This is a genomic window from Colwellia sp. E150_009, assembly GCF_053543955.1.
Map to the genome: position 1 here is coordinate 1 of NZ_JBHFOM010000026.1, position 18,390 is coordinate 18,390.

Here is an 18,390-nt window from a genome sequence, read left to right on the forward strand (position 1 = left end):
TGTTGTTCATAAAGGTAATGATAGCGTTGTGCTTGTAATTTATTCATGAGGGTATACTCCAATAAAGAACATCGCCACCATGGCGATGTTATTATTGAGTATGGACGGTTAGTAAAATACTACTCTGCCGCGTAGCGGCTTCGTTCAACACAGTTGCTCAAAAGGACTAAAACAGTCTACTCGTTTTTTGCAAAGTAACGCAAAAAAGCAAGCCAACCATTTTGGCCTCATAGCAAAGCGTTGAGGCTGTAGAATTTCTCCAAAGTAGAAAATCACGGGTTAAATTTATGTTCACAGAGTCTCTAAAAGGCAAGTTTTAATGTATTATTGTCTCAGATTTCACGTAGCAACGTGTTTTGAGGCTTAATTTTGAATATTTTTTGTACCTGTTTTTTCAAAAAGAGAAATTCTACAGGCTCGTTATAACTCAAAATCAAACTCTTGTGCTGCCTACAGATTTTAACTATACTTTGTACCATATAAAGTACAACTAGAGGTGTTATTATGAGTAGACTTCATTTTGATCAAGATATTCAGCCGCTTTCAGATTTTAGGGCTGGAGCGGCATCATTTATACGTCAGGTTAATGAAACAAGAAGACCGATAGTTATTACCCAAAGAGGAAAAGGTGTAGCCGTTGTTGTTGATGTAGCTGAATATGAATCTATGCAAGAAAAGATCGAATTACTTGAAGAAGTGCAAAAAGCAGAAGCTCAACTTAATGCTGGTTTAGGTGTTTCTAATTCAGATGCTCGCGAAAGAATATTACAGAGTATTAAGCGTTGAAAGTAATTTGGTCTCCTCTAGCGCTAGAAAAACTGGAGGCAGCTGCTAAGTATATTGCTCTTGATAAACCATTGGCAGCTGATAAATGGGTAAACGACATTTTCGACCGCACAGATTTACTTTCTACTCAACCTGAAATAGGCCGAGAAGTTCCAGAGTTATTAGGAGCAAACTATCGTGAAGTCATATTTGGTAGTTATCGCATTATCTATAAAATTGAAAAGAAGATTAAAATACTAACTTTACGCAATAGTCGTCAGCTGTTAAATTCTGATAATATTGAGTTATAACAAGGCAATAAAGTCGGATTCGTAACAGTTTTCTCGGTGCCACTTCGTTTCATATTTTAGCAAACTGTTTTGAGGCTTAATTTTTAATAATTTTTGTGCCTGTTTTTTCAAAAAGAGAAATTCTACAGGCTCGTTATGTGCCATGGAGGTTTCAATGTTCAAAGTAGCAATCGGATTTTCTATTGTACTTTCTTTTATTTGTATGTTGCTAGCAGCTGCACCTTTTACTCCAGCGATAGGTGTTTCATTTATTATGTTGTTGTTTGCGGGCTTTATTGGTTACAAGGGCTTCCTTCAATCGAGTTTAGTGTTGCTGTTAATAAATACTCTCGCTGTTATTGGAAGTCCAGGTATGGATGTCTCTAATATTGATACACTAATCTTTGTATTAATACTCTTTCCAATTTCATTTGGCGGTGTTTTAATTGGTGTAAGGAAATTAGTTTTGAGAATCAGCACATAACAAGGCGTCGCAAAATTTTCACACTGTTCTCTATCACTTCAGAACTTGCACCTGTCATATAAGCAGTTGTAATTGCCCCTTCTTTTAATAAACATATCGCATTGAGTAAATCTTCTGAATTCCCACTTAGCTTGCTTTGTATTAATTGGCGTACTTGCGCTTTGTGGAAGCGACAATAGGTAGATATTTCACTTTTAGCGTCGTGGAATTCCGCCGAAGTGTTTATAAAGAAACAACCGTTAAAATCGCCTAGTTCAGGCTCATCACCATCAAACCAACTCTCTAAAGAACGAAATAGTGTGTCAATCAACTCATTATTATTGGCTGTGTTTTCAAGCTTAGCTTCAAGCCATTGCACAAAGGTAAGGTGTCTTTTCTCTAAAGTCTTAAGTACCAGATCTTCTTTGCTGTTGAAGTGGCTGTATAGCGTCTTCTTAGCCACACCAGAAACCTTGATTACTTCATTGATTCCAATGGAATTAATACCGTGTCGGTAAAAAAGTTCTAATGCTGTATTTAATAGTAAGTCTCGTTTTTTGCTCATAAAACACCTCAAAGTCGGTTTTACGTATATTGACAAAGGTAGAACAACCTGTCTACAATTAAAGGTAGACAAGTTGTTCTACTTTTAATTGTGAGGTTTGTATGAATCATTATGTGTCTGCTTTAGTAGCAGGAGTTGGGGCTTCAATTGCACTTGGTCTTCTTTTGATGGTAGAAGCTAATGTGGAAAGTGCAGCTTTGGTAATGGCTCCATTTGGGGCAACAGCAGTATTAGTTTTTGGTTTACCACAGAGCCCACTGGCTCAACCCAAAAATGTAATTTTTGGTCATTTAGTTACAGCTAGTATTGGTATAATATTTTCCCAATATGTAGGCGTAACACCAATAAGTTTGGCTATTGCGACAGGGTTAGGGGTTACATGCATGTTGGTATCTAAAACAACGCATCCACCGGCAGGAGCGAATCCAATTCTAATTATGTTGGCAGGACATAGTTGGTCATTCTTAGTTACACCTGTCTTGATTGGCTCTGTCGTGATAGTTTTAATGAGTAAAGGTCTTCAAAAAATTCAACTATACAGTTTAAAATCAGAGTGCTAATAAAGCATTTAAGAGTGATTCGCAACGCTTGGCGTTTTCGCTTCGCTCAAGTATAACCAAGCGCCGCTCACACTTTAATGCGGCGTTGCTGCTTCAATATAACTTGTACTAAACATTGCACATGTACCTCTTTTTAGTTAAACTTGTCTTATTAGTTGTACAACTTAAAGTGAGTTAATTATGAGAATAGTGTCTTTTACTGAAGCAAGAAATGGGCTTAAATCGGTATTAGATCATGTTGTGAACGATGTTGACTACACCGTTATAACTCGCAGAGATGCAGAAGATGCAGTAGTAATGTCTATGGATCATTACAACAGTCTTATGGAAACTGTTCATTTACTTAAATCTCCAGCTAACGCTGCACATTTATCTAAATCAATAGAACAGTATAATTCAGGAAAGGTGCAGTCTAGAGATTTAATTGATGACTAGGCAACTTGCATGGACTGATGAAGCTTGGAGTGATTATGTATACTGGCAAAGCCAAGATAAGAAGACTCTTAAACGTATTAATAAATTAATTAATGATACCAAGCGTTCACCATTTGAAGGTGTTGGTAAACCTGAGTCACTAAAAGAAAATTTATCGAGCTTTTGGTCTAGACGAATAGATGAAACTAATCGTTTAGTTTATGCCGTATCTGATTCGTATTTAACTATAATTTCCTGTTGCTACCATTATTAGTTTAGGCGGCAGCTAACAAGCGCCTCAACTCCGACAATGTCCTAGTTATTACTCGTTATTATGCTCATATTTCACCCATTGATTGTTTTTTAAGCTTGAAGCCTGTTTTTGTCTGTGATCTAATAGATATTATTCGCCGACAGTAAAATATTATTGTTGATACATATATTATGGCTCTGGTTTGTAAAACTAACCCACGTTTAGAGGCTAGTATCTCGCGGGGAGTTATTGTGTCTATTTTGGCTTTCAACCATATGATGAACATTAAAATTGTTTTACTGGTAACCGCTTTTTTAGGACTATTTTGTAATATCACTTATGCGCAAAATGATGTGCATAGCTTACTTATATCAGGTAACACTAAGCAGCTTAGGCAAGCAGCGAAACTGATGACAACAGGTAAGCAAAATACGGCAGAAAATTTACGTTTATTGGCTAATATTATTAAACAAGAGTACGAAACTGCGCCTACAAATCGTATTGATGCTTTGTCATGGGGATGTCGAGCGTTGGGGGCAACGAGTGATAGCCAATATATGCCACTTTTGCAAAGCATATACCAAAGCAAAGTCGCACATAAAAAATTAAAAAAATATGCAAATAAAGCCTATCAAAATTTACTTAATACCGCACAATTGGCTGTAATAAGTGAAAGTACAGCCACCTTAGAAAGTAAAACTAATGCAAGTAGTAAGTACTTACTTGAACGGGGGGAAAACGAAAAATTAATTCCCAAAGCCTCACTTACTGCTAATCAAAGGCAAATATTTGCTATTGCTAAAGGTGAATGGCAAACAATTAAGTATATTGCTCAGCACATAAGCAAAGTGAAGAAAATTGGAGCAGCAGAGATAGAGGTATATGATGCACTAGGGCAGTTTTTAGCTGAGATGTATGCCTATAATTTAGATAATAAAAAAATAGACGTGCTCGCATGGATTTGCCGAACCTTAGGTGAAAGTAAAAATGGGCGTTATAAAACACTCTTACAGAAGGTTGCTAACCAAGTGAGTAACAAAAAACTTCGTAATTATGCATTATCGGCAAGTCGGTCATTATCTTTGAATACAACACCTTACATTATTGATAGCGTTAATTTTCAGAAAATTTTAGATGAATTTCAACAGAAGTAAGAATCTTTAGCTAAGTTTATTTTGATAGTTAGTTTGTTACGGGCGTTTTTTACGTCTTTTTTTGGGTTTTCTGTGTTTAAGGTTTATGGTAATGCTCTGATCTTTGATTAATACAAAGGCACTATCTTCGGGGGTTGGTTCACCCCCAAATAAACTGGGATTATTTGAGAAACCCACAGGCTCTAAGGGTATATTATTAGACGATCTATCAAGCATGTCATTGTTGTTCATATCTTGAAATAGTCTTATGGCATAATTACCTTCTTGCAGCCCAGTAAAAATAATATCTTGATTGTTGGTATCGGATTCAGTAATTTTTTTATCAATTAAATGAAGACCTTGCCAATCTTGAGAGTTTGTATCAGTTAATAAATACACTTCCATCACTATCTTTGGATCGATATTTTTTATTTTTTCTACTTTAACGGTTAATGCAAGCGAAAAGGATGGGTTTGAATATAAAGCAATGCTAAAAAGGAGGATGGTTATTATGAACTTAGTCATGAGTTTGTTTTTATTTAGAAGTGACTTTGGTATGATACGCGACTTAAATTTAATGAGCAATTATGGTGGTTGTTGGTGCGAAAAATCCTTGTTGTTAGCTACTCTCAAACGGGTCAGTTAACTAAAATAGTAGACTCAATAATGGAACCTTTGCTTAATGATGAGCATATCCAAATTGATTCACTTGCCATTCAGTCCAAAGTTAAATTTCCTTTTCCTTGGTCATTTTTTAAATTCTTTCAAGTAATGCCAGAGTCGGTTTATATGAAGGAAATAGAGCTAGATAAAGTGACCATACACAGTCGTATTGATAGTCGTTTTGACGGTGCGACCGATGCTATTAATGAGCCTTACGATTTGATTGTTTTATCTTACCAAGTGTGGTTTTTATCACCTTCATTGCCTATATCAAGCTTTTTACAATCAGAACAAGCTAAAATACTTTTTCAAGACACCCCCGTTATGACCGTTATTGGTTGCCGAGGAATGTGGTTAACGGCTCAAGAAAAAATGAAAGCGCTATTAGCCAAGTTAAATGCTAATTTGGTTGACAATATTGTGCTAACAGATGAATGCGGAGCTGGTTTTAGTTTTTTAGCTACACCTTTGTGGATGCTAACGGGTAATAAAAAGCCTGTATCTTGGGTGCCTAAAGCGGGAGTCTCAGATCAGGAAATTGCGCAAGCACAGCGTTTTGGCGTAGCACTACATAAACGGTTAAGCGAAAACCATAGTAAAATTTCAGAGCCTATGATGACAAATTTGTCTGCTGTAAAAATTAATGAAAAATTAATTATGAGTGAAAAAATTGGACACAGAAGCTTTAAAGTATGGGGCAAATTGTTAATGCTACTAGGCCCACAAAATTCTATTAGAAGAGATGTTGGTTTATGTTTTTATTTTATGTTTTTGCTGACTTTAATTGTCACTATTGTACCTATTACCGCCTTAATCATTAAATTAATATCCCCAGTTTTTAAAACAAAAATAGCGAAACAAAAAGCTTATTACGCACAACCATCAGGAGAGTAGAAAACCATGGGAAAACGCGTTTTCATCAATAGTATTTCAGCATTTCTTCCAAACGAAAAAGTGTCTAATGCTGAAATGGAAGATATAATTGGTAAAATTTCGGGCAAAAAATCTAGAGCAAAATCGGTAATATTACGCAGCAATGGTATTAAATCACGCTATTACGCCATTGATAAAAATACGGGTGAGTTTAATTATACTAACGCTGCTTTAGCTGCGAATGCGGTTAAAGGGTTATTTAAGCATGAAGACGAACTAAACAACATTGATTGTTTAGTGGCCAGTACGTCTATGGCTGACCAAATTATGCCAAATCATGCGGTTATGGTTCATGGCGAATTAAAAAACCCACCATGTGAAGTTGTATCAACAGCGGGCATTTGTTTGTGTGGACTTACCGCACTTAAATATGCCTTTTTGAACATTAAAGCGGGTGAAAGTCACCGTAGCGTTGTTGTGGCAAGTGAGTTGGCCTCAAGTATTATGCGATCGGAAAGATTTGAAGCTGAGAGTGAATACAAATTAGCACAATTAGATCAAAAACCAGAAATTGCCTTTGAAAAAGATTTTTTACGTTGGATGTTATCAGATGGTGCTGGCTCTGCTTTACTGTCTAATGAGCCTAATGTTAATAAGCTATCACTTGAAATTGATTGGATTGAAACTTTGTCTTTTGCTGATCAAATGGAACCTTGTATGTATGCAGGAGCTGATAAAGTAGAGGGCAGTTTACAGGGCTGGATGAGGTTTGATGACGACGAACGTTCACAACAATCGATTATGTCAGTTAAGCAAGATGTTAAGATATTAAATGAAAATATTGTATCGATAACGGTAGAGAAGGCATTATCTAAAATAATGGCTAAACGTGCCATTAAAGCAGAAGATTTCACTTATTTTTTGCCCCATTATTCTTCAACGTACTTTCGCGAAAAACTGTTTGACGGACTAGAAAATATTGGCTTTAGCATACCTTATGACAAATGGTTTACCAATTTAACCGCCAAGGGAAATACAGGGTCTGCTTCTATATTTATTATGTTGGAAGAGCTATTTAATTCGGGTCGATTAAAATCGGGAGATAAGTTATTGTGTTATGTACCCGAAAGTGGACGGTTTTCTAGTGGGTTTATGCAATTAACTGTATGTTAACTAACAACATTGTAACGAGCATTATTTTATGAAAAAAGAGCAAGTACCACAAGATAGTTGCAAATCTTATGACGGTCATAAAAAGCTTATTTATGCTGTGGATGAAAATGGCCATTATCAAGGCGTACAATCGTCAGGGTGGGAAGTGGAAGGTTTTGCCACTGAAATGGCTGTTCAAGCACTTGATGAGCAATTAAATGACATGAAAAAAGCGCTTTTAGCGGGTACAGTATCTCCCATTGCCTATTATTTACCCCTATATCGGTTTGATTTAATGTCGCTTGCTCATGCTTCTGGCTTTTTTCAATGGCAAATTAAACGTCACATGAAACCAGAAATCTTTGCCAAGTTATCAGACAAAAAATTAACTAAATATTGTGAAGCGTTTAATATTTCACTTGAAGACTTAAAACAACCGGTTATTAAAGAATGAACGCAATTGAAAATAAAATAAGCCATCAACAATCATCTCATTGTGAATCTGGCGTTGTAGCCAATATGCTTAATTCTCAAGGAATGAACCTGTCAGAGCCAATGGTTTTTGGTTTATCCTCAGCGTTAACTTTTGTTTATCTTCCTATTGTAAAGGTAGGAGGTTTACCACTTATTGCTTACAGAATGCCACCAAAATCTATTATTTCTTCTGTGTGTAAAAAGTTAAACGTAAAAGTTAATTCACAAAAATTTTCCAACCCTGAAGCTGGCATGAAGGCGTTAGACAAAGCGTTAAGCGAAGGAAAACTGGTTGGCTTACAAACATCAGTTTATTGGTTACCTTATTTTCCTGAAGATATGCGTTTTCAATTTAATGCCCATAACTTAACAGTTTACGGTAAAAATGAGCAAGGTGATTATTTAATTAGCGATCCTGTTTTTGAAGACGTGGTGACTTGCCCTGCAGATGATTTAAAGCGTGCTCGTTTTGCAAAAGGGGTTTTAGCTGCAAAAGGGTTAATGTATGAAATGACCTTGCCAACAACTGAGGTTGATTTAGCCCCACAAATTAAAAGTAGCATTAAGAAAACAGCCAAAATGATGAATGGTTTGTTATTACCCTTTTTTGGTAATAAAGGTATTAGACACCTAGTTAAAAAAATTAAAACACTAAAGGATAAACCCCATAAAGACGCAGCCATGTTTTTAGGAAACATCGTGCGCATGCAAGAAGAAATTGGCACAGGAGGCGCTGGATTCCGTTTTATGTTTGCTAGTTTCTTGGACGAAGCCGCAGCCTTTCTTAACGATGATGCTTTATTCGAAATTTCAACATTTACTACTGAAATTGGTGATTTATGGCGTGAGTTTGCAATGAAAGCGGTTTTGTTTTGTAAAAATAGAAAAAATGTGACAATAGATGATGTTGCCGCTAGCCTTGAGGTTTGTGCTGAGCAAGAAGCACTATTGCGTTCAAAATTATTACAATGGAGTAAATAGGATATGAATCGCCGTGTTTTAGTAACAGGATCCAGTAAAGGCATTGGTAAAGCCATTGCGATAAAACTGGCAGAGATGGGCTTTGATATTTGTCTTCATTGTCGTGCTGACATGACAAGCGCAGAGCAAGTGGCTCAAGCCATTACAGCTAAAGGTGTACAAGCAACTATTGTGCAGTTTGATGCGGCTAATAGAGAAGGCACAAAAAAAGCGTTAGAAACACATATTGCAGAATATGGCAATTTTTACGGCATTGTTTGTAATGCAGGTATCTCAGCCGATACCGCTTTTCCTGCCATGACTAGCGCTGAATGGGATAGCGTTATTCATACCAATTTAGATGGTTTTTATAATGTATTGCATCCGTTAGTTATGCCAATGGTAAGCGCTAGAAAAGGCGGTCGCATTATTACTATTTCGTCACTCTCTGGTGAAATAGGTAATCGAGGGCAAGTCAATTATAGCGCCTCAAAAGCCGGGATTATTGGCGCAACAAAGGCGCTTGCGCTTGAACTAGCTAAACGAAAAATTACCGTGAATTGCGTTGCACCAGGCTTAATTGAAACAGAAATGACCGATGAGCTGCCGATTGCGGATTTAAAAAATATGATCCCCTTAAGACGAATGGGCAAGCCCGATGAAGTTGCAAGTGCGGTGGCTTTTTTAATGTCTGATGGGGCAAGCTATATTACTCGTCAGGTCATTTCAGTTAACGGTGGCATTGCGTAATCATTGAATATATTCAAAATACTTTTATTTTTCATACTATTCTTTGCTCAAACGATATGGGCAAACGAACAGGTGATCCCCAAAGAACAGAATGCTAATACGGAAACAAATAGGAATAAAAGTGAAAACACTGCCCATTACTCAATAGGTTTTGGGGTATCAATGATGACCATTGATGATTATATTGGCGCTGATGAGTCGCGTTTTTATTTTATTCCTACTCCTTATATATATTATCAAAATGATTCTGTTGTTATTGACCGAAATGCGTTTGAAGGTGATTTGTTTAATAATAAAAAATGGCATTTGGCATTGGACGCAGCTGGCTCTATTCCTGTTGATAGTAGTAAAAATAAAACCCGACAAGGTATGGATGACTTAGACTGGGTTGGTGAATTAGGCCCCTCTTTAGAATATTACTTTGCTGGAGATAGTCGCTCACAAAACCGCACTTTTATTGATTTTTCTGTACGAAAAGCGGTTCATACTGATTTTAAAAAAATTGCAGATGCAGGATGGACTAGTCAAATTAGCCTGAATAATAAATATCAATTTAACGCTGATATTTTGGGGGGTAGAACCATTATAGACTCCTCCGTGGCAGCATTATTTTATTCCGATAAGTATGCCCAATATTTTTATTCTGTATCAGCTGATGATGCAAAGGACAATAGGGCTGAATACAGTGCTAAAGGTGGTTATGCTGGTATTAAAGTATCGTTTGGCGGTACATGGCGACGAGAAAATATTTGGCTAGGTTTATTTACTCGATATACTTACCTTAAAAATACATCCTTTGACGATAGTCCACTAATGAAATCAAATGCAAACCTATTAATAGGGTTATCAGTATCTTATATATTTATGGAAAAATAAAATACTCACAATATAACCCCATAAAAAATCAAATTGAAATGGACGAAAATTAAATGATTCAATTACCTAAACAGGATGAAGTATCGGCATTAGATGCTAAATCAATGGCACAGCATATCGCCTTTTCGCCCTATATTTTTCAAGCAACGGTGGCAATGAAAGAGCTTGGTATTTTACAGTTTATTGATAAAAATAGACGTAAGGGGTGCTGTTAAGTGAGATTGTTGAGGCTGTAAATGTAAGTGAATATGGCGTAAGTGTTTTGTTAGATTTTGCGCTGACCTGTGGTTTAGTTACGATTATTTCTGATGATGAAAATGATCAAAAGAACTTGGATCGTTATAGCTTAACCAAGGTTGCTTTTTTTCTTCTACACGACGAAATGTCAGTCGTAAACTTTGAGTTTACTCAACATTTTGGTTACCAGGGTTTAGCCAAACTTACTGAGTCAATTAAAACAGGCAAACCAGAAGGATTAAAAGTATTTGGCAATTGGGAAACACTCTATCCGCATCTTGCTGAATTACCTGATCAAATAAGAGAAAGTTGGTTTTCATTTGATCATTTTTACTCTGATCACGCCTTTGATGAAATTCTACCTATAATCTTTGAGTCTAATCCAAAACATATTGTTGATATTGGCGGTAATACGGGGCGATTTACCACTAAGTGTTTACAATATAATAGCGAAGTACACATGACTATTATGGACTTGCCGCCTCAATTAGCTAAAGCAAGCCAAAATATTTCTGCCGCGGATTTAGTTGAACGCTTTCACCAATTTCCTTGCGACATGTTAGATCCTAAGCAAAAGCTTGCAGACAAGGCAGACATCTATTGGATGAGTCAGTTTTTAGATTGTTTTTCTGAACCTCAAATCAAAATTATTCTCTCCAACATTGTTAATGGTATTACGGGTCAGCAAAAAGTGTTTATTTTAGAAACTTTTTGGGACGCACAACAGTTTGATGCTGCCGCATTCAGTTTAAATGCAACGTCACTATATTTTACTTGTTTTGCTAACGGTAATAGTAGAATGTACGCGGCAGATAAATTCATAGCCTTGGTTGAGGCGAGTGGTTTAGCTATTGAAAAACGTATTGATAATATTGGTTTGGGCCACAGTTTATTAATTTGTGGTAAAGCATTTACTTCATTAACTTAATATATGAAAGTTATTCATGATTTAAATCAAAGTTAGTACACCTATAGTATGAATAATGCAAACGATATTGATTGTTATTCAGTCTCGTGATTTAATAGCGCCTCTTTTGAGAAGGCGCCCCTGTTACTTTAATAATAAAGCCTTCCTATTATTTGATTTTGTTGATACCACGAGTATCAAAAACATAATTACATTTATATTGGAATAATAAACATGATGAAAAAAACACTTATTGCGTCGGCTTTATTAGGTCTTTTTGCTAGTAATGTTGCCACTGCTAACGAAGAAACAGATAAGCTTAGACAAACGATTGCTGAACAACAAAAAGTTTTAGAAGCGTTAGAAAAACGCTTAGATGAAACAGACCAGAAACTTAATGCAACGGCAGAACACATTGAAACCGAAGTAGAAAATCAAGAAGGATTGTTTGCGAACACCAGCATAGGTGGGTATGGCGAATTACACTATAATAATTATGATGATAGCGATGCAAAAATTGATTTTCACCGTTTTGTTTTATTTTTTGGCCATGAATTTAATGACAGTATTCGTTTTTTTTCAGAATTTGAGTTAGAGCATTCAATTGCGGGTGAAGGTCAATCAGGTGAAGTTGAACTTGAGCAAGCTTTTATTGAAATAGATATTACTGAATTGACAAGCAGTAAAGTAGGTTTGTTTCTTATTCCTGTCGGTATTATTAATGAAACTCATGAGCCACCCACTTTTTATGGTGTAGAGCGTAATGCTGTTGAGAAAAACATTATACCTGCCACGTGGTGGGAAGCAGGTGTTTTATTTAACTTTAAACCAGCAGCTGGTGTCAGTATTGATGGCGCGGCAACAAGTGGTTTAGCAGTAAGTGATAACTTTAAAGTGCGAAGTGGTCGTCAAAAAGTAGCTAATGCAAATGCAGAAAACTTAGCGTATACAGCACGTATTAAGTACACCGCTATTAACGGTTTAGAGTTAGCAGCAACATTGCAATACCAAACTGATATTACACAAGGCGGCACTAACTTTAGTGCTCCTATTGATACAGCAGAGGCAACGTTGTTAGAAGCACATGCTATTTATCAAGTGAATGCCTTCACTGTACGAGCACTATATGCTCGTTGGGATATTAATGGTGATGAAGCTGCTGCATTGGGTCGTGATGAACAAACAGGTTGGTATATAGAGCCTTCATATGCAATTAATGAAAAGGTAGGTGTTTTTGCTCGTTATGCAGAATATGACAATAATGCAGGCAATAATGATGCTACAGCAGTGAAATCAACCAATGTGGGGGTAAATTACTATCTACACGAAAATGTTGTGCTAAAAGCTGATTATGAAGATTTGGGTGGAGCCAAAGATTCTAAAGGTTTTAACCTCGGTGTTGGTTACCAGTTTTAAGGTTAACTAATATTGATATCAGGATAAAATAAGTGAATAACGGTATGATGTCATTTCGGATAATTAAGTATCGTTATTTTCATTACTTCAATGACACTTTTCAGTAAACGGTGAATCTAACTATGATTAAGTTTTCTTTCGTTTTGTTTATTGCGTTGCTTTTATTTTTTTCGAGTAGTCATTCTGCGGCCAAAGGTGTCTATCAAACGTCTAAAGACTTTATTAGTTATGTGTTTCCTGACCAAGCACCTGAAGCCAGAATGGTTTGGCTTACTTCAGAAGATAAAGCTGTTATTGCTGAAATTTTGCAGCATAATTATAACCTCATACGAGTTAGATATTGGCAGTTAGGTAATGAAACCGTCTGGATTTTAGATGAAATTGGTAAAGAAAAGCCAATTACTATTGGTGTGCACATAAAAGAGCAGAAAATTAGTCATTTTAAAGTATTAACCTTTAGAGAAAGTCGAGGTGATGAAGTTCGATATGACTTTTATACTAAACAATTTTTAAATGCAAAAATTGGAGAGGACAATCAGCTAAACCAACACATTGATGGCATTACTGGTGCCACTTTATCTGTGAGAGCAACAACTAAAATCGCTCGAGTAGCCCTTTGGTTGAATGCAAAAGTGATGAATGATAATTGATAATTTCTGGATAAAAAGTAGTAGATACGGCAAAATAGTTAATTAAACCAAACTATCCTATTCAAATTATTCGTAATGAAATTTAACTCCAAATTGTTACATTCTCGCCTCATTCGACATTTACGTGAGTGGCATCGCAAGCTTGGTATAATGGCCGCATTTTTCATTATATTCTTGTCCCTCAGCGGAGTTGCACTAAATCATACAACAACACTTTCACTAGCGCATCAACCTATTTCTAATCTTTGGTTACTGGATCTTTATGGTATTTCGCCTCCAAACGATGTTCGCATTTATCAGGTAAACTCCAAACAAAAGCAGAACACCCTTCGAGTTGGCAACAATTTACTTTGGTTAAATAATCATTTATTGATGAAAAGTAGTACTGAGATTATTGCCGCGACATTAATTTCTTCAGCTTTATATGGAGACTCACCAATCATTTTGGTGGTAAAAAGTAACCAAATAAGTTTATTTAACCTGCAAGGTGATTTAATCGATCAACTAGGAGAAGATTTTGGCGTTCCAACTAACATCAGTGCTATAAAGGTGAATCAAGAAAGTATTATTTTTAAAACAGCGTCGGGGTATTTTCAAAGTGATAGCAGTTTTTCAGTTTGGCAAGAGGTTGCTTTTGTTCGAGAACCAAGCTGGCTGTCTCCTTCTGAAGTATCAGAGACTTTAAAGGCGAAAATCGAATTAGCTTATCGGTCGCAGTTTTTAACGTTAGAGCGCATTATCTTAGATGCCCACAGTGGCCGAATATTTGGATTGTTTGGTGTGTTGTTTATGGATGCAGTAGCGATATTGCTTATTTTACTTTCAGTGAGCGGTATCTATATTTGGTTGAGATATGCTAATGCTAAACGTTAGCAATATAGTAGGTAACTGGCATTCGGTTTTGATAGATTGCACTGTTGAAAATAAAAAGAGCCACTCAACTTAATGGGTGGCTCTTGTATTTAACAGGATATAAAAATTAATTAATCGTTTTTGTGTACGTGAACATCCATTTGTGGAAACGGAATATTTAACCCCTCGCTTTCAAACGTTTTGTATACTTTTTCATTTAAATCAAAGTATACACCCCAGTAATCGGCAGCGTTAACCCATGCTCTAACGGCAAAGTTCACTGAACTGTCTGCTAAGGCTGAAACGGCAATAAATAACTCTGGATCTTTTAAAATACGAGAATCTTCATCACATAAACGCTTAATAACTTCACGGGCTTTGTCGGCATCATCGCCATAAGCAATACCAATAGTCCAGTCAACGCGTCTTGTAGCTTCGGTTGAATAATTAACCATTGAAGATGTTGATAAACCACCATTAGGAATGATGATGGTTTTATTATCAGGGGTTTTCATAATGGTATTGAAAATTTGTATTTGCTCTACTTTACCTGTATAGCCTTGTGCTTCAATTACATCACCAATTTTGAATGGTTTGAAGATGAGTATCATCACACCACCAGCAAAATTTTGTAATGTGCCAGATAAAGCCATACCTACAGCTAAACCAGCAGCACCAAGAATGGCGATAAATGAGGTCATTTCGATGCCCAACATACCCAGCACAGTAATAACCAACATTACTTTCAACAAACCGTTTACAATACCTGTTAGAAAAGGCATTAAAGATGGATCTGTTCCTCCTTTTTCTAATGCTCTTTTTACAGCGCTTCCAATGGCGTTAATTATCCAGCCACCAATGATCCATACGGCTATGGCACCAATTAATTTAGGACCATAAAACAATGTCATTTCGGTGACTCGATTAATTATTTCTTCTGTATTCATAATGTTTCCCTGATTTATACATAGTGGTAAAAAATGCGCTTAAAGGCTAGTATGCAGCACCTACAATTTTGTAAAATTTCTCTTGAACGCGAGCTAAAAGTTAATAGTTACGCTATTGAATATACGACAAAAGCAATGATAATGCATAAAAATGTCGGATGCTTGCAATAGCCAGTTAAAAATACATACCGTATCAATGTGATATTTATCACATAAAACAATGAATATCTATTATTTTTAGTTACTCGCGTGTATGTTTCGCAAGGAGATATTTACGGAGTTATCACTTGAATTTAAGAAGTACAATAAGTAAGCTTATAAAATGAAAATTATCATTCTTACTTTACTTATTCTGAATAACTTTTATCTTGTATGTGTACACGCTTCTGAAGCAAATTCAATTGATGAATCTGCGCAACATAATGCCTGGTTAAAGCAACAGTTTAGTGAACAGCATCAAAACCTTATACCAAAGGTTGCCGTAGCAGATATGCTGTTTGCATGTAACCAAGCACGGCAAATAGAACCTGTTAACTATAAAATTAATGATCTTATTTTGCGTATGGATAAAAATCGTTTAGCAGAAAAATTAATTCGTTGTCTTGACACTGATAGTATGAAATCAGACATTGCGTTAAATTTTGGCCTATTAGGCTGCTTTGAAGAACAATTAATGCATTTACCTGATGCTGAACGAAAACAAAAAATGGCTTTAGTAAAAAAAGCGATTAATGCTTTGTCGCACAGCGAACGGAAGAAAAGCTTTACTCAATGTGTATCTACTCAAGCAATTAATTATCTACAGTAGACATTCTGGAGCCACTGTTAACTTTGAAATACACTATGTAGGTCAGAATTTATTCTGACACAGCGCAATAAATTATTCACGGCATTAGGTGTTAAACTGAGTTGTGAGTAAAAAGCATAGCCTAATGAATGAGTGTTGCAGCCGTATTCATAAATTGTAACAAATGGCTGGAAACATTTACTAATCGCTCTTTTGAATTCATTGCCATATCGCTTATAGTAATTTTATAATCAATGCAAAATTATGGTGAAAATAAAATGCCCCAAGAAACTCAAAAAATTTTAGTGGTAGATGATGACATGCGTTTACGCTCATTATTAGAACGTTACTTGGTCGAACAAGGGTTCACTGTACGTAGCGCAGCTAATTCAGAACAAATGGATAGATTACTTGAACGAGAAAACTTTCATTTGTTAGTGCTTGATTTAATGCTACCAGGCGAAGATGGTTTATCTATTTGTCGACGTTTACGCCAACAAAATAATAGTATCCCTATTGTGATGTTGACAGCCAAAGGTGATGAAGTGGATCGAATTATTGGTTTGGAAATTGGCGCAGATGATTATATGCCTAAGCCTTTTAACCCAAGAGAGTTATTAGCACGTATAAAAGCGGTATTGCGTCGTAGGATACAAGAAGCACCTGGTGCGCCTTCTATGGCAGAAAGTAACATTGTGTTTGGCGAGTATGAACTTAACTTAGCCACTCGTGAAATGGTTAAAGGTGACGTTAATATGCCTTTAACCAGTGGCGAGTTTGCGGTATTAAAAGCGTTAGTAACTCATCCTAGAGAACCGTTATCCCGCGATAAATTGATGAATTTAGCCCGTGGTCGTGATTATTCAGCACTTGAACGTAGTATTGATGTACAAGTATCACGTTTGCGCCGAATGTTAGAACAAGACCCTGCAAAGCCCCGTTACTTACAGACGGTTTGGGGTTTAGGCTATGTTTTTGTGCCTGACGGCACATCTGTTTAGCATTATTGGTTATAGATGGGATTTTATCGCGCATTGAACTTATTTGTTGCAAACGGGATTTTTCCTTAATCGTAGGTTTTTCATGAAAGTATTACCCCGTAGCGCATTTGGACAAACCGTTCTACTCATCGGATTTTTGTTATTTGTAAACCAAGTTGTGTCGTATATATCGTTTGCCTTATATGTTATTGAGCCAAATCAGCAACAAATAAATCAGTTATTAGCTAAACAGATTAGGGTTGTTTTTATTGACATTAATGATGTTCGCTTAAGCCCCAAAATGGCCGAGGCGTTTCATCATGAAACGGGTATTGGGGTATATCGTGAGCAAGATGCATTAAAGCTAGGTTTAGCTTCTGCGGGTTATTATCCATATCGCAGCGAGCAAATGTCGGCATTGTTGGGTGGCCCAGCCGAAGTAAGAATTTCTCAGGGTGATGAATATCTTTTTTGGATTCGTCCGCCACAAGCCCCTAGTTTGTGGGTTAAAATTCCTTTAATGGGTTTAGAGGAAGCAAATTTTTCCCCCCTCATTTTCTTCCTTGGTATTATTGGTGTCTTGAGCGTAGCAGGCGGTTGGCTATTTGTACGGCAGTTAAATCGACCTTTGAAATCTTTGCAACGTGCGGCAGAAGAAGTAGGACGAGGCAATTTTCCTGAACCCTTAACTGAGCATGGTACGTCAGAAATTATGGCAGTAACGCAAGCTTTTAATCATATGTCTAAGGGGATTAAACAATTAGAAAATGATCGAAATCTGCTTATGGCAGGTATTTCGCACGATTTGAGAACGCCGCTTACTCGCATCCGTTTAGCCAGTGAAATGATGTCAGATATGGATGATTTTTTGAAAGAAGGTATTGAGAATGACATTGATGATATGAATAATATTATCGATCAATTCATTGATTATTTACGTCATGGTTCTAAAGACAAAGCTGAGTTAGGGGATTTGAATTTGTTAGTGGAGGAGGTGCTTAACGTTGAAACGCCTGCGAACCGAAACATTATTTTTACTGCTGGTAATTGCCCCGAAATACCATTGCGTTATGTTGCAATTAAACGAGCTTTGGCTAATCTAATTCAAAATGCTTTACGATATACTCAAGGGAATATTGAAGTTATTACAGGGCATGAAAAAAAGTATGTTTATTTCATTGTGAGTGATGAAGGTGAGGGTATTCCTGATGCTGATATTGAACGTTTATTTCAACCTTTTACTCAAGGTGATAAAGCTAGGGGAACTGAAGGAAGTGGTTTAGGGTTGGCAATTATCAAACGTATTGTTGATACCCATGGCGGTCGGGTTGAATTATCTAATAAACCCACAGGTGGTTTACAAGCAAAAGTTTATTTACCAAAGAAGTTTTAATTGTAGTTATACCATATATGGTATTAGTTA

General features: G+C 36.4%; 24 protein-coding genes. 21 read left to right on the forward strand and 3 right to left on the reverse strand.

Annotation, left to right across the window (positions count from 1 at the left end; all coding sequences use genetic code 11):
• Positions 1-504: 504 nt before the first annotated feature.
• From ACE1OF_RS12155 to ACE1OF_RS12165, 3 genes are all read left to right on the forward strand, one after another.
• A complete protein-coding gene (locus ACE1OF_RS12155; protein WP_448894789.1) occupies positions 505-786 on the forward strand; it encodes a type II toxin-antitoxin system Phd/YefM family antitoxin in 282 nt (93 codons plus the stop codon).
• Positions 783-1,076 carry a type II toxin-antitoxin system RelE/ParE family toxin gene (locus tag ACE1OF_RS12160; protein ID WP_448894791.1) on the forward strand — a complete coding sequence of 98 codons (294 nt, stop codon included), beginning with the start codon at positions 783-785 and terminating at the stop codon, positions 1,074-1,076. Before ACE1OF_RS12155 ends, ACE1OF_RS12160 begins: the two co-directional genes overlap by 4 nt.
• A gap of 154 nt (positions 1,077-1,230) precedes the next feature.
• Positions 1,231-1,539: a DUF6419 family natural product biosynthesis protein gene (locus ACE1OF_RS12165; protein ID WP_448894793.1), complete on the forward strand. Its 309-nt coding sequence runs from the start codon at positions 1,231-1,233 to the stop codon at positions 1,537-1,539.
• On the opposite strand, the gene ACE1OF_RS12170 is transcribed toward ACE1OF_RS12165, so the two are convergent.
• Positions 1,529-2,083, reverse strand: a complete 555-nt coding sequence (locus ACE1OF_RS12170; protein ID WP_448894795.1) for a TetR/AcrR family transcriptional regulator — start codon at positions 2,081-2,083, stop codon at positions 1,529-1,531. The two genes, ACE1OF_RS12165 and ACE1OF_RS12170, sit on opposite strands and share 11 nt — an antisense overlap.
• 101 nt (positions 2,084-2,184) lie before the next feature.
• Here ACE1OF_RS12170 and ACE1OF_RS12175 point away from each other — a divergent pair, with 101 nt between their 5' ends.
• The 4 genes from ACE1OF_RS12175 to ACE1OF_RS12190 all read left to right on the forward strand — a co-directional run bounded on the left by ACE1OF_RS12175 (position 2,185) and on the right by ACE1OF_RS12190 (position 4,464).
• Positions 2,185-2,643: an HPP family protein gene (locus ACE1OF_RS12175; RefSeq protein ID WP_448894797.1), complete on the forward strand. Its 459-nt coding sequence runs from the start codon at positions 2,185-2,187 to the stop codon at positions 2,641-2,643.
• A gap of 180 nt (positions 2,644-2,823) precedes the next feature.
• Positions 2,824-3,078, forward strand: a complete 255-nt coding sequence (locus ACE1OF_RS12180; protein WP_448894799.1) for a type II toxin-antitoxin system Phd/YefM family antitoxin — start codon at positions 2,824-2,826, stop codon at positions 3,076-3,078.
• Entirely contained in the window at positions 3,071-3,331 is a 261-nt protein-coding gene (locus ACE1OF_RS12185) for a Txe/YoeB family addiction module toxin (protein WP_448894801.1), read from the forward strand. The genes ACE1OF_RS12180 and ACE1OF_RS12185 overlap by 8 nt, the downstream gene beginning before the upstream one ends.
• A 230-nt stretch (positions 3,332-3,561) precedes the next feature.
• Positions 3,562-4,464, forward strand: coding sequence for a hypothetical protein (locus ACE1OF_RS12190; protein ID WP_448894803.1), 903 nt, complete (start codon positions 3,562-3,564; stop codon positions 4,462-4,464).
• A 36-nt stretch (positions 4,465-4,500) separates the two neighbouring features.
• Here the strand turns inward: ACE1OF_RS12190 and ACE1OF_RS12195 are convergent, their stop codons facing one another.
• On the reverse strand, positions 4,501-4,968 hold the full coding sequence (locus ACE1OF_RS12195) for a DUF2141 domain-containing protein (protein ID WP_448894805.1): 468 nt from the start codon (positions 4,966-4,968) through the stop codon (positions 4,501-4,503).
• Positions 4,969-5,043: 75 nt separating this feature from the next.
• Here ACE1OF_RS12195 and ACE1OF_RS12200 point away from each other — a divergent pair, with 75 nt between their 5' ends.
• The 11 genes from ACE1OF_RS12200 to ACE1OF_RS12250 all read left to right on the forward strand — a co-directional run bounded on the left by ACE1OF_RS12200 (position 5,044) and on the right by ACE1OF_RS12250 (position 14,274).
• Positions 5,044-6,000 (forward strand): dialkylrecorsinol condensing enzyme, encoded by a 957-nt coding sequence (locus ACE1OF_RS12200; protein ID WP_448894807.1) that lies wholly within the window; start codon positions 5,044-5,046, stop codon positions 5,998-6,000.
• Between the two features lie 6 nt (positions 6,001-6,006).
• Positions 6,007-7,152, forward strand: a complete 1,146-nt coding sequence (locus tag ACE1OF_RS12205) for a beta-ketoacyl-ACP synthase III (protein WP_448894809.1) — start codon at positions 6,007-6,009, stop codon at positions 7,150-7,152.
• A 28-nt stretch (positions 7,153-7,180) separates the two neighbouring features.
• A complete protein-coding gene (locus ACE1OF_RS12210) occupies positions 7,181-7,585 on the forward strand; it encodes a hypothetical protein (protein ID WP_242283527.1) in 405 nt (134 codons plus the stop codon).
• The gene (locus ACE1OF_RS12215; protein ID WP_448894811.1) at positions 7,582-8,586 is read left to right on the forward strand and encodes a BtrH N-terminal domain-containing protein; all 1,005 of its coding nucleotides are present in this window, start codon (positions 7,582-7,584) and stop codon (positions 8,584-8,586) included. Before ACE1OF_RS12210 ends, ACE1OF_RS12215 begins: the two co-directional genes overlap by 4 nt.
• 3 nt (positions 8,587-8,589) lie before the next feature.
• Positions 8,590-9,315 carry a 3-ketoacyl-ACP reductase FabG2 gene (locus tag ACE1OF_RS12220; RefSeq protein ID WP_448894813.1) on the forward strand — a complete coding sequence of 242 codons (726 nt, stop codon included), beginning with the start codon at positions 8,590-8,592 and terminating at the stop codon, positions 9,313-9,315.
• A gap of 72 nt (positions 9,316-9,387) precedes the next feature.
• A complete protein-coding gene (locus tag ACE1OF_RS12225; RefSeq protein ID WP_448894815.1) occupies positions 9,388-10,191 on the forward strand; it encodes a MipA/OmpV family protein in 804 nt (267 codons plus the stop codon).
• Positions 10,192-10,244: 53 nt separating this feature from the next.
• Positions 10,245-10,406 carry a hypothetical protein gene (locus ACE1OF_RS12230; RefSeq protein ID WP_448894817.1) on the forward strand — a complete coding sequence of 54 codons (162 nt, stop codon included), beginning with the start codon at positions 10,245-10,247 and terminating at the stop codon, positions 10,404-10,406.
• The gene (locus ACE1OF_RS12235) at positions 10,397-11,356 is read left to right on the forward strand and encodes a methyltransferase (protein ID WP_448894819.1); all 960 of its coding nucleotides are present in this window, start codon (positions 10,397-10,399) and stop codon (positions 11,354-11,356) included. Before ACE1OF_RS12230 ends, ACE1OF_RS12235 begins: the two co-directional genes overlap by 10 nt.
• Positions 11,357-11,572: 216 nt before the next feature.
• Complete coding sequence (locus ACE1OF_RS12240) at positions 11,573-12,751, forward strand: porin (RefSeq protein WP_448894896.1); 1,179 nt, start codon at positions 11,573-11,575, stop codon at positions 12,749-12,751.
• A gap of 122 nt (positions 12,752-12,873) precedes the next feature.
• Positions 12,874-13,401: an FMN-binding protein gene (locus tag ACE1OF_RS12245; RefSeq protein WP_448894821.1), complete on the forward strand. Its 528-nt coding sequence runs from the start codon at positions 12,874-12,876 to the stop codon at positions 13,399-13,401.
• Positions 13,402-13,476: 75 nt separating this feature from the next.
• Positions 13,477-14,274, forward strand: coding sequence for a PepSY domain-containing protein (locus tag ACE1OF_RS12250; RefSeq protein ID WP_448894823.1), 798 nt, complete (start codon positions 13,477-13,479; stop codon positions 14,272-14,274).
• 110 nt (positions 14,275-14,384) lie between these two features.
• Here the strand turns inward: ACE1OF_RS12250 and ACE1OF_RS12255 are convergent, their stop codons facing one another.
• Positions 14,385-15,200, reverse strand: coding sequence for a mechanosensitive ion channel family protein (locus ACE1OF_RS12255; RefSeq protein ID WP_448894825.1), 816 nt, complete (start codon positions 15,198-15,200; stop codon positions 14,385-14,387).
• Positions 15,201-15,522: 322 nt separating this feature from the next.
• On the opposite strand from ACE1OF_RS12255, the gene ACE1OF_RS12260 reads away from it, so the two are divergent.
• The 3 genes from ACE1OF_RS12260 to envZ all read left to right on the forward strand — a co-directional run bounded on the left by ACE1OF_RS12260 (position 15,523) and on the right by envZ (position 18,360).
• Positions 15,523-16,008 (forward strand): hypothetical protein, encoded by a 486-nt coding sequence (locus ACE1OF_RS12260; RefSeq protein ID WP_448894827.1) that lies wholly within the window; start codon positions 15,523-15,525, stop codon positions 16,006-16,008.
• A gap of 257 nt (positions 16,009-16,265) precedes the next feature.
• On the forward strand, positions 16,266-16,988 hold the full coding sequence (ompR, locus tag ACE1OF_RS12265) for an osmolarity response regulator transcription factor OmpR (protein WP_448894829.1): 723 nt from the start codon (positions 16,266-16,268) through the stop codon (positions 16,986-16,988).
• An 82-nt stretch (positions 16,989-17,070) separates the two neighbouring features.
• On the forward strand, positions 17,071-18,360 hold the full coding sequence (gene envZ, locus ACE1OF_RS12270; protein ID WP_448894831.1) for a two-component system sensor histidine kinase EnvZ: 1,290 nt from the start codon (positions 17,071-17,073) through the stop codon (positions 18,358-18,360).
• The last annotated feature ends 30 nt before the right edge of the window (positions 18,361-18,390 follow it).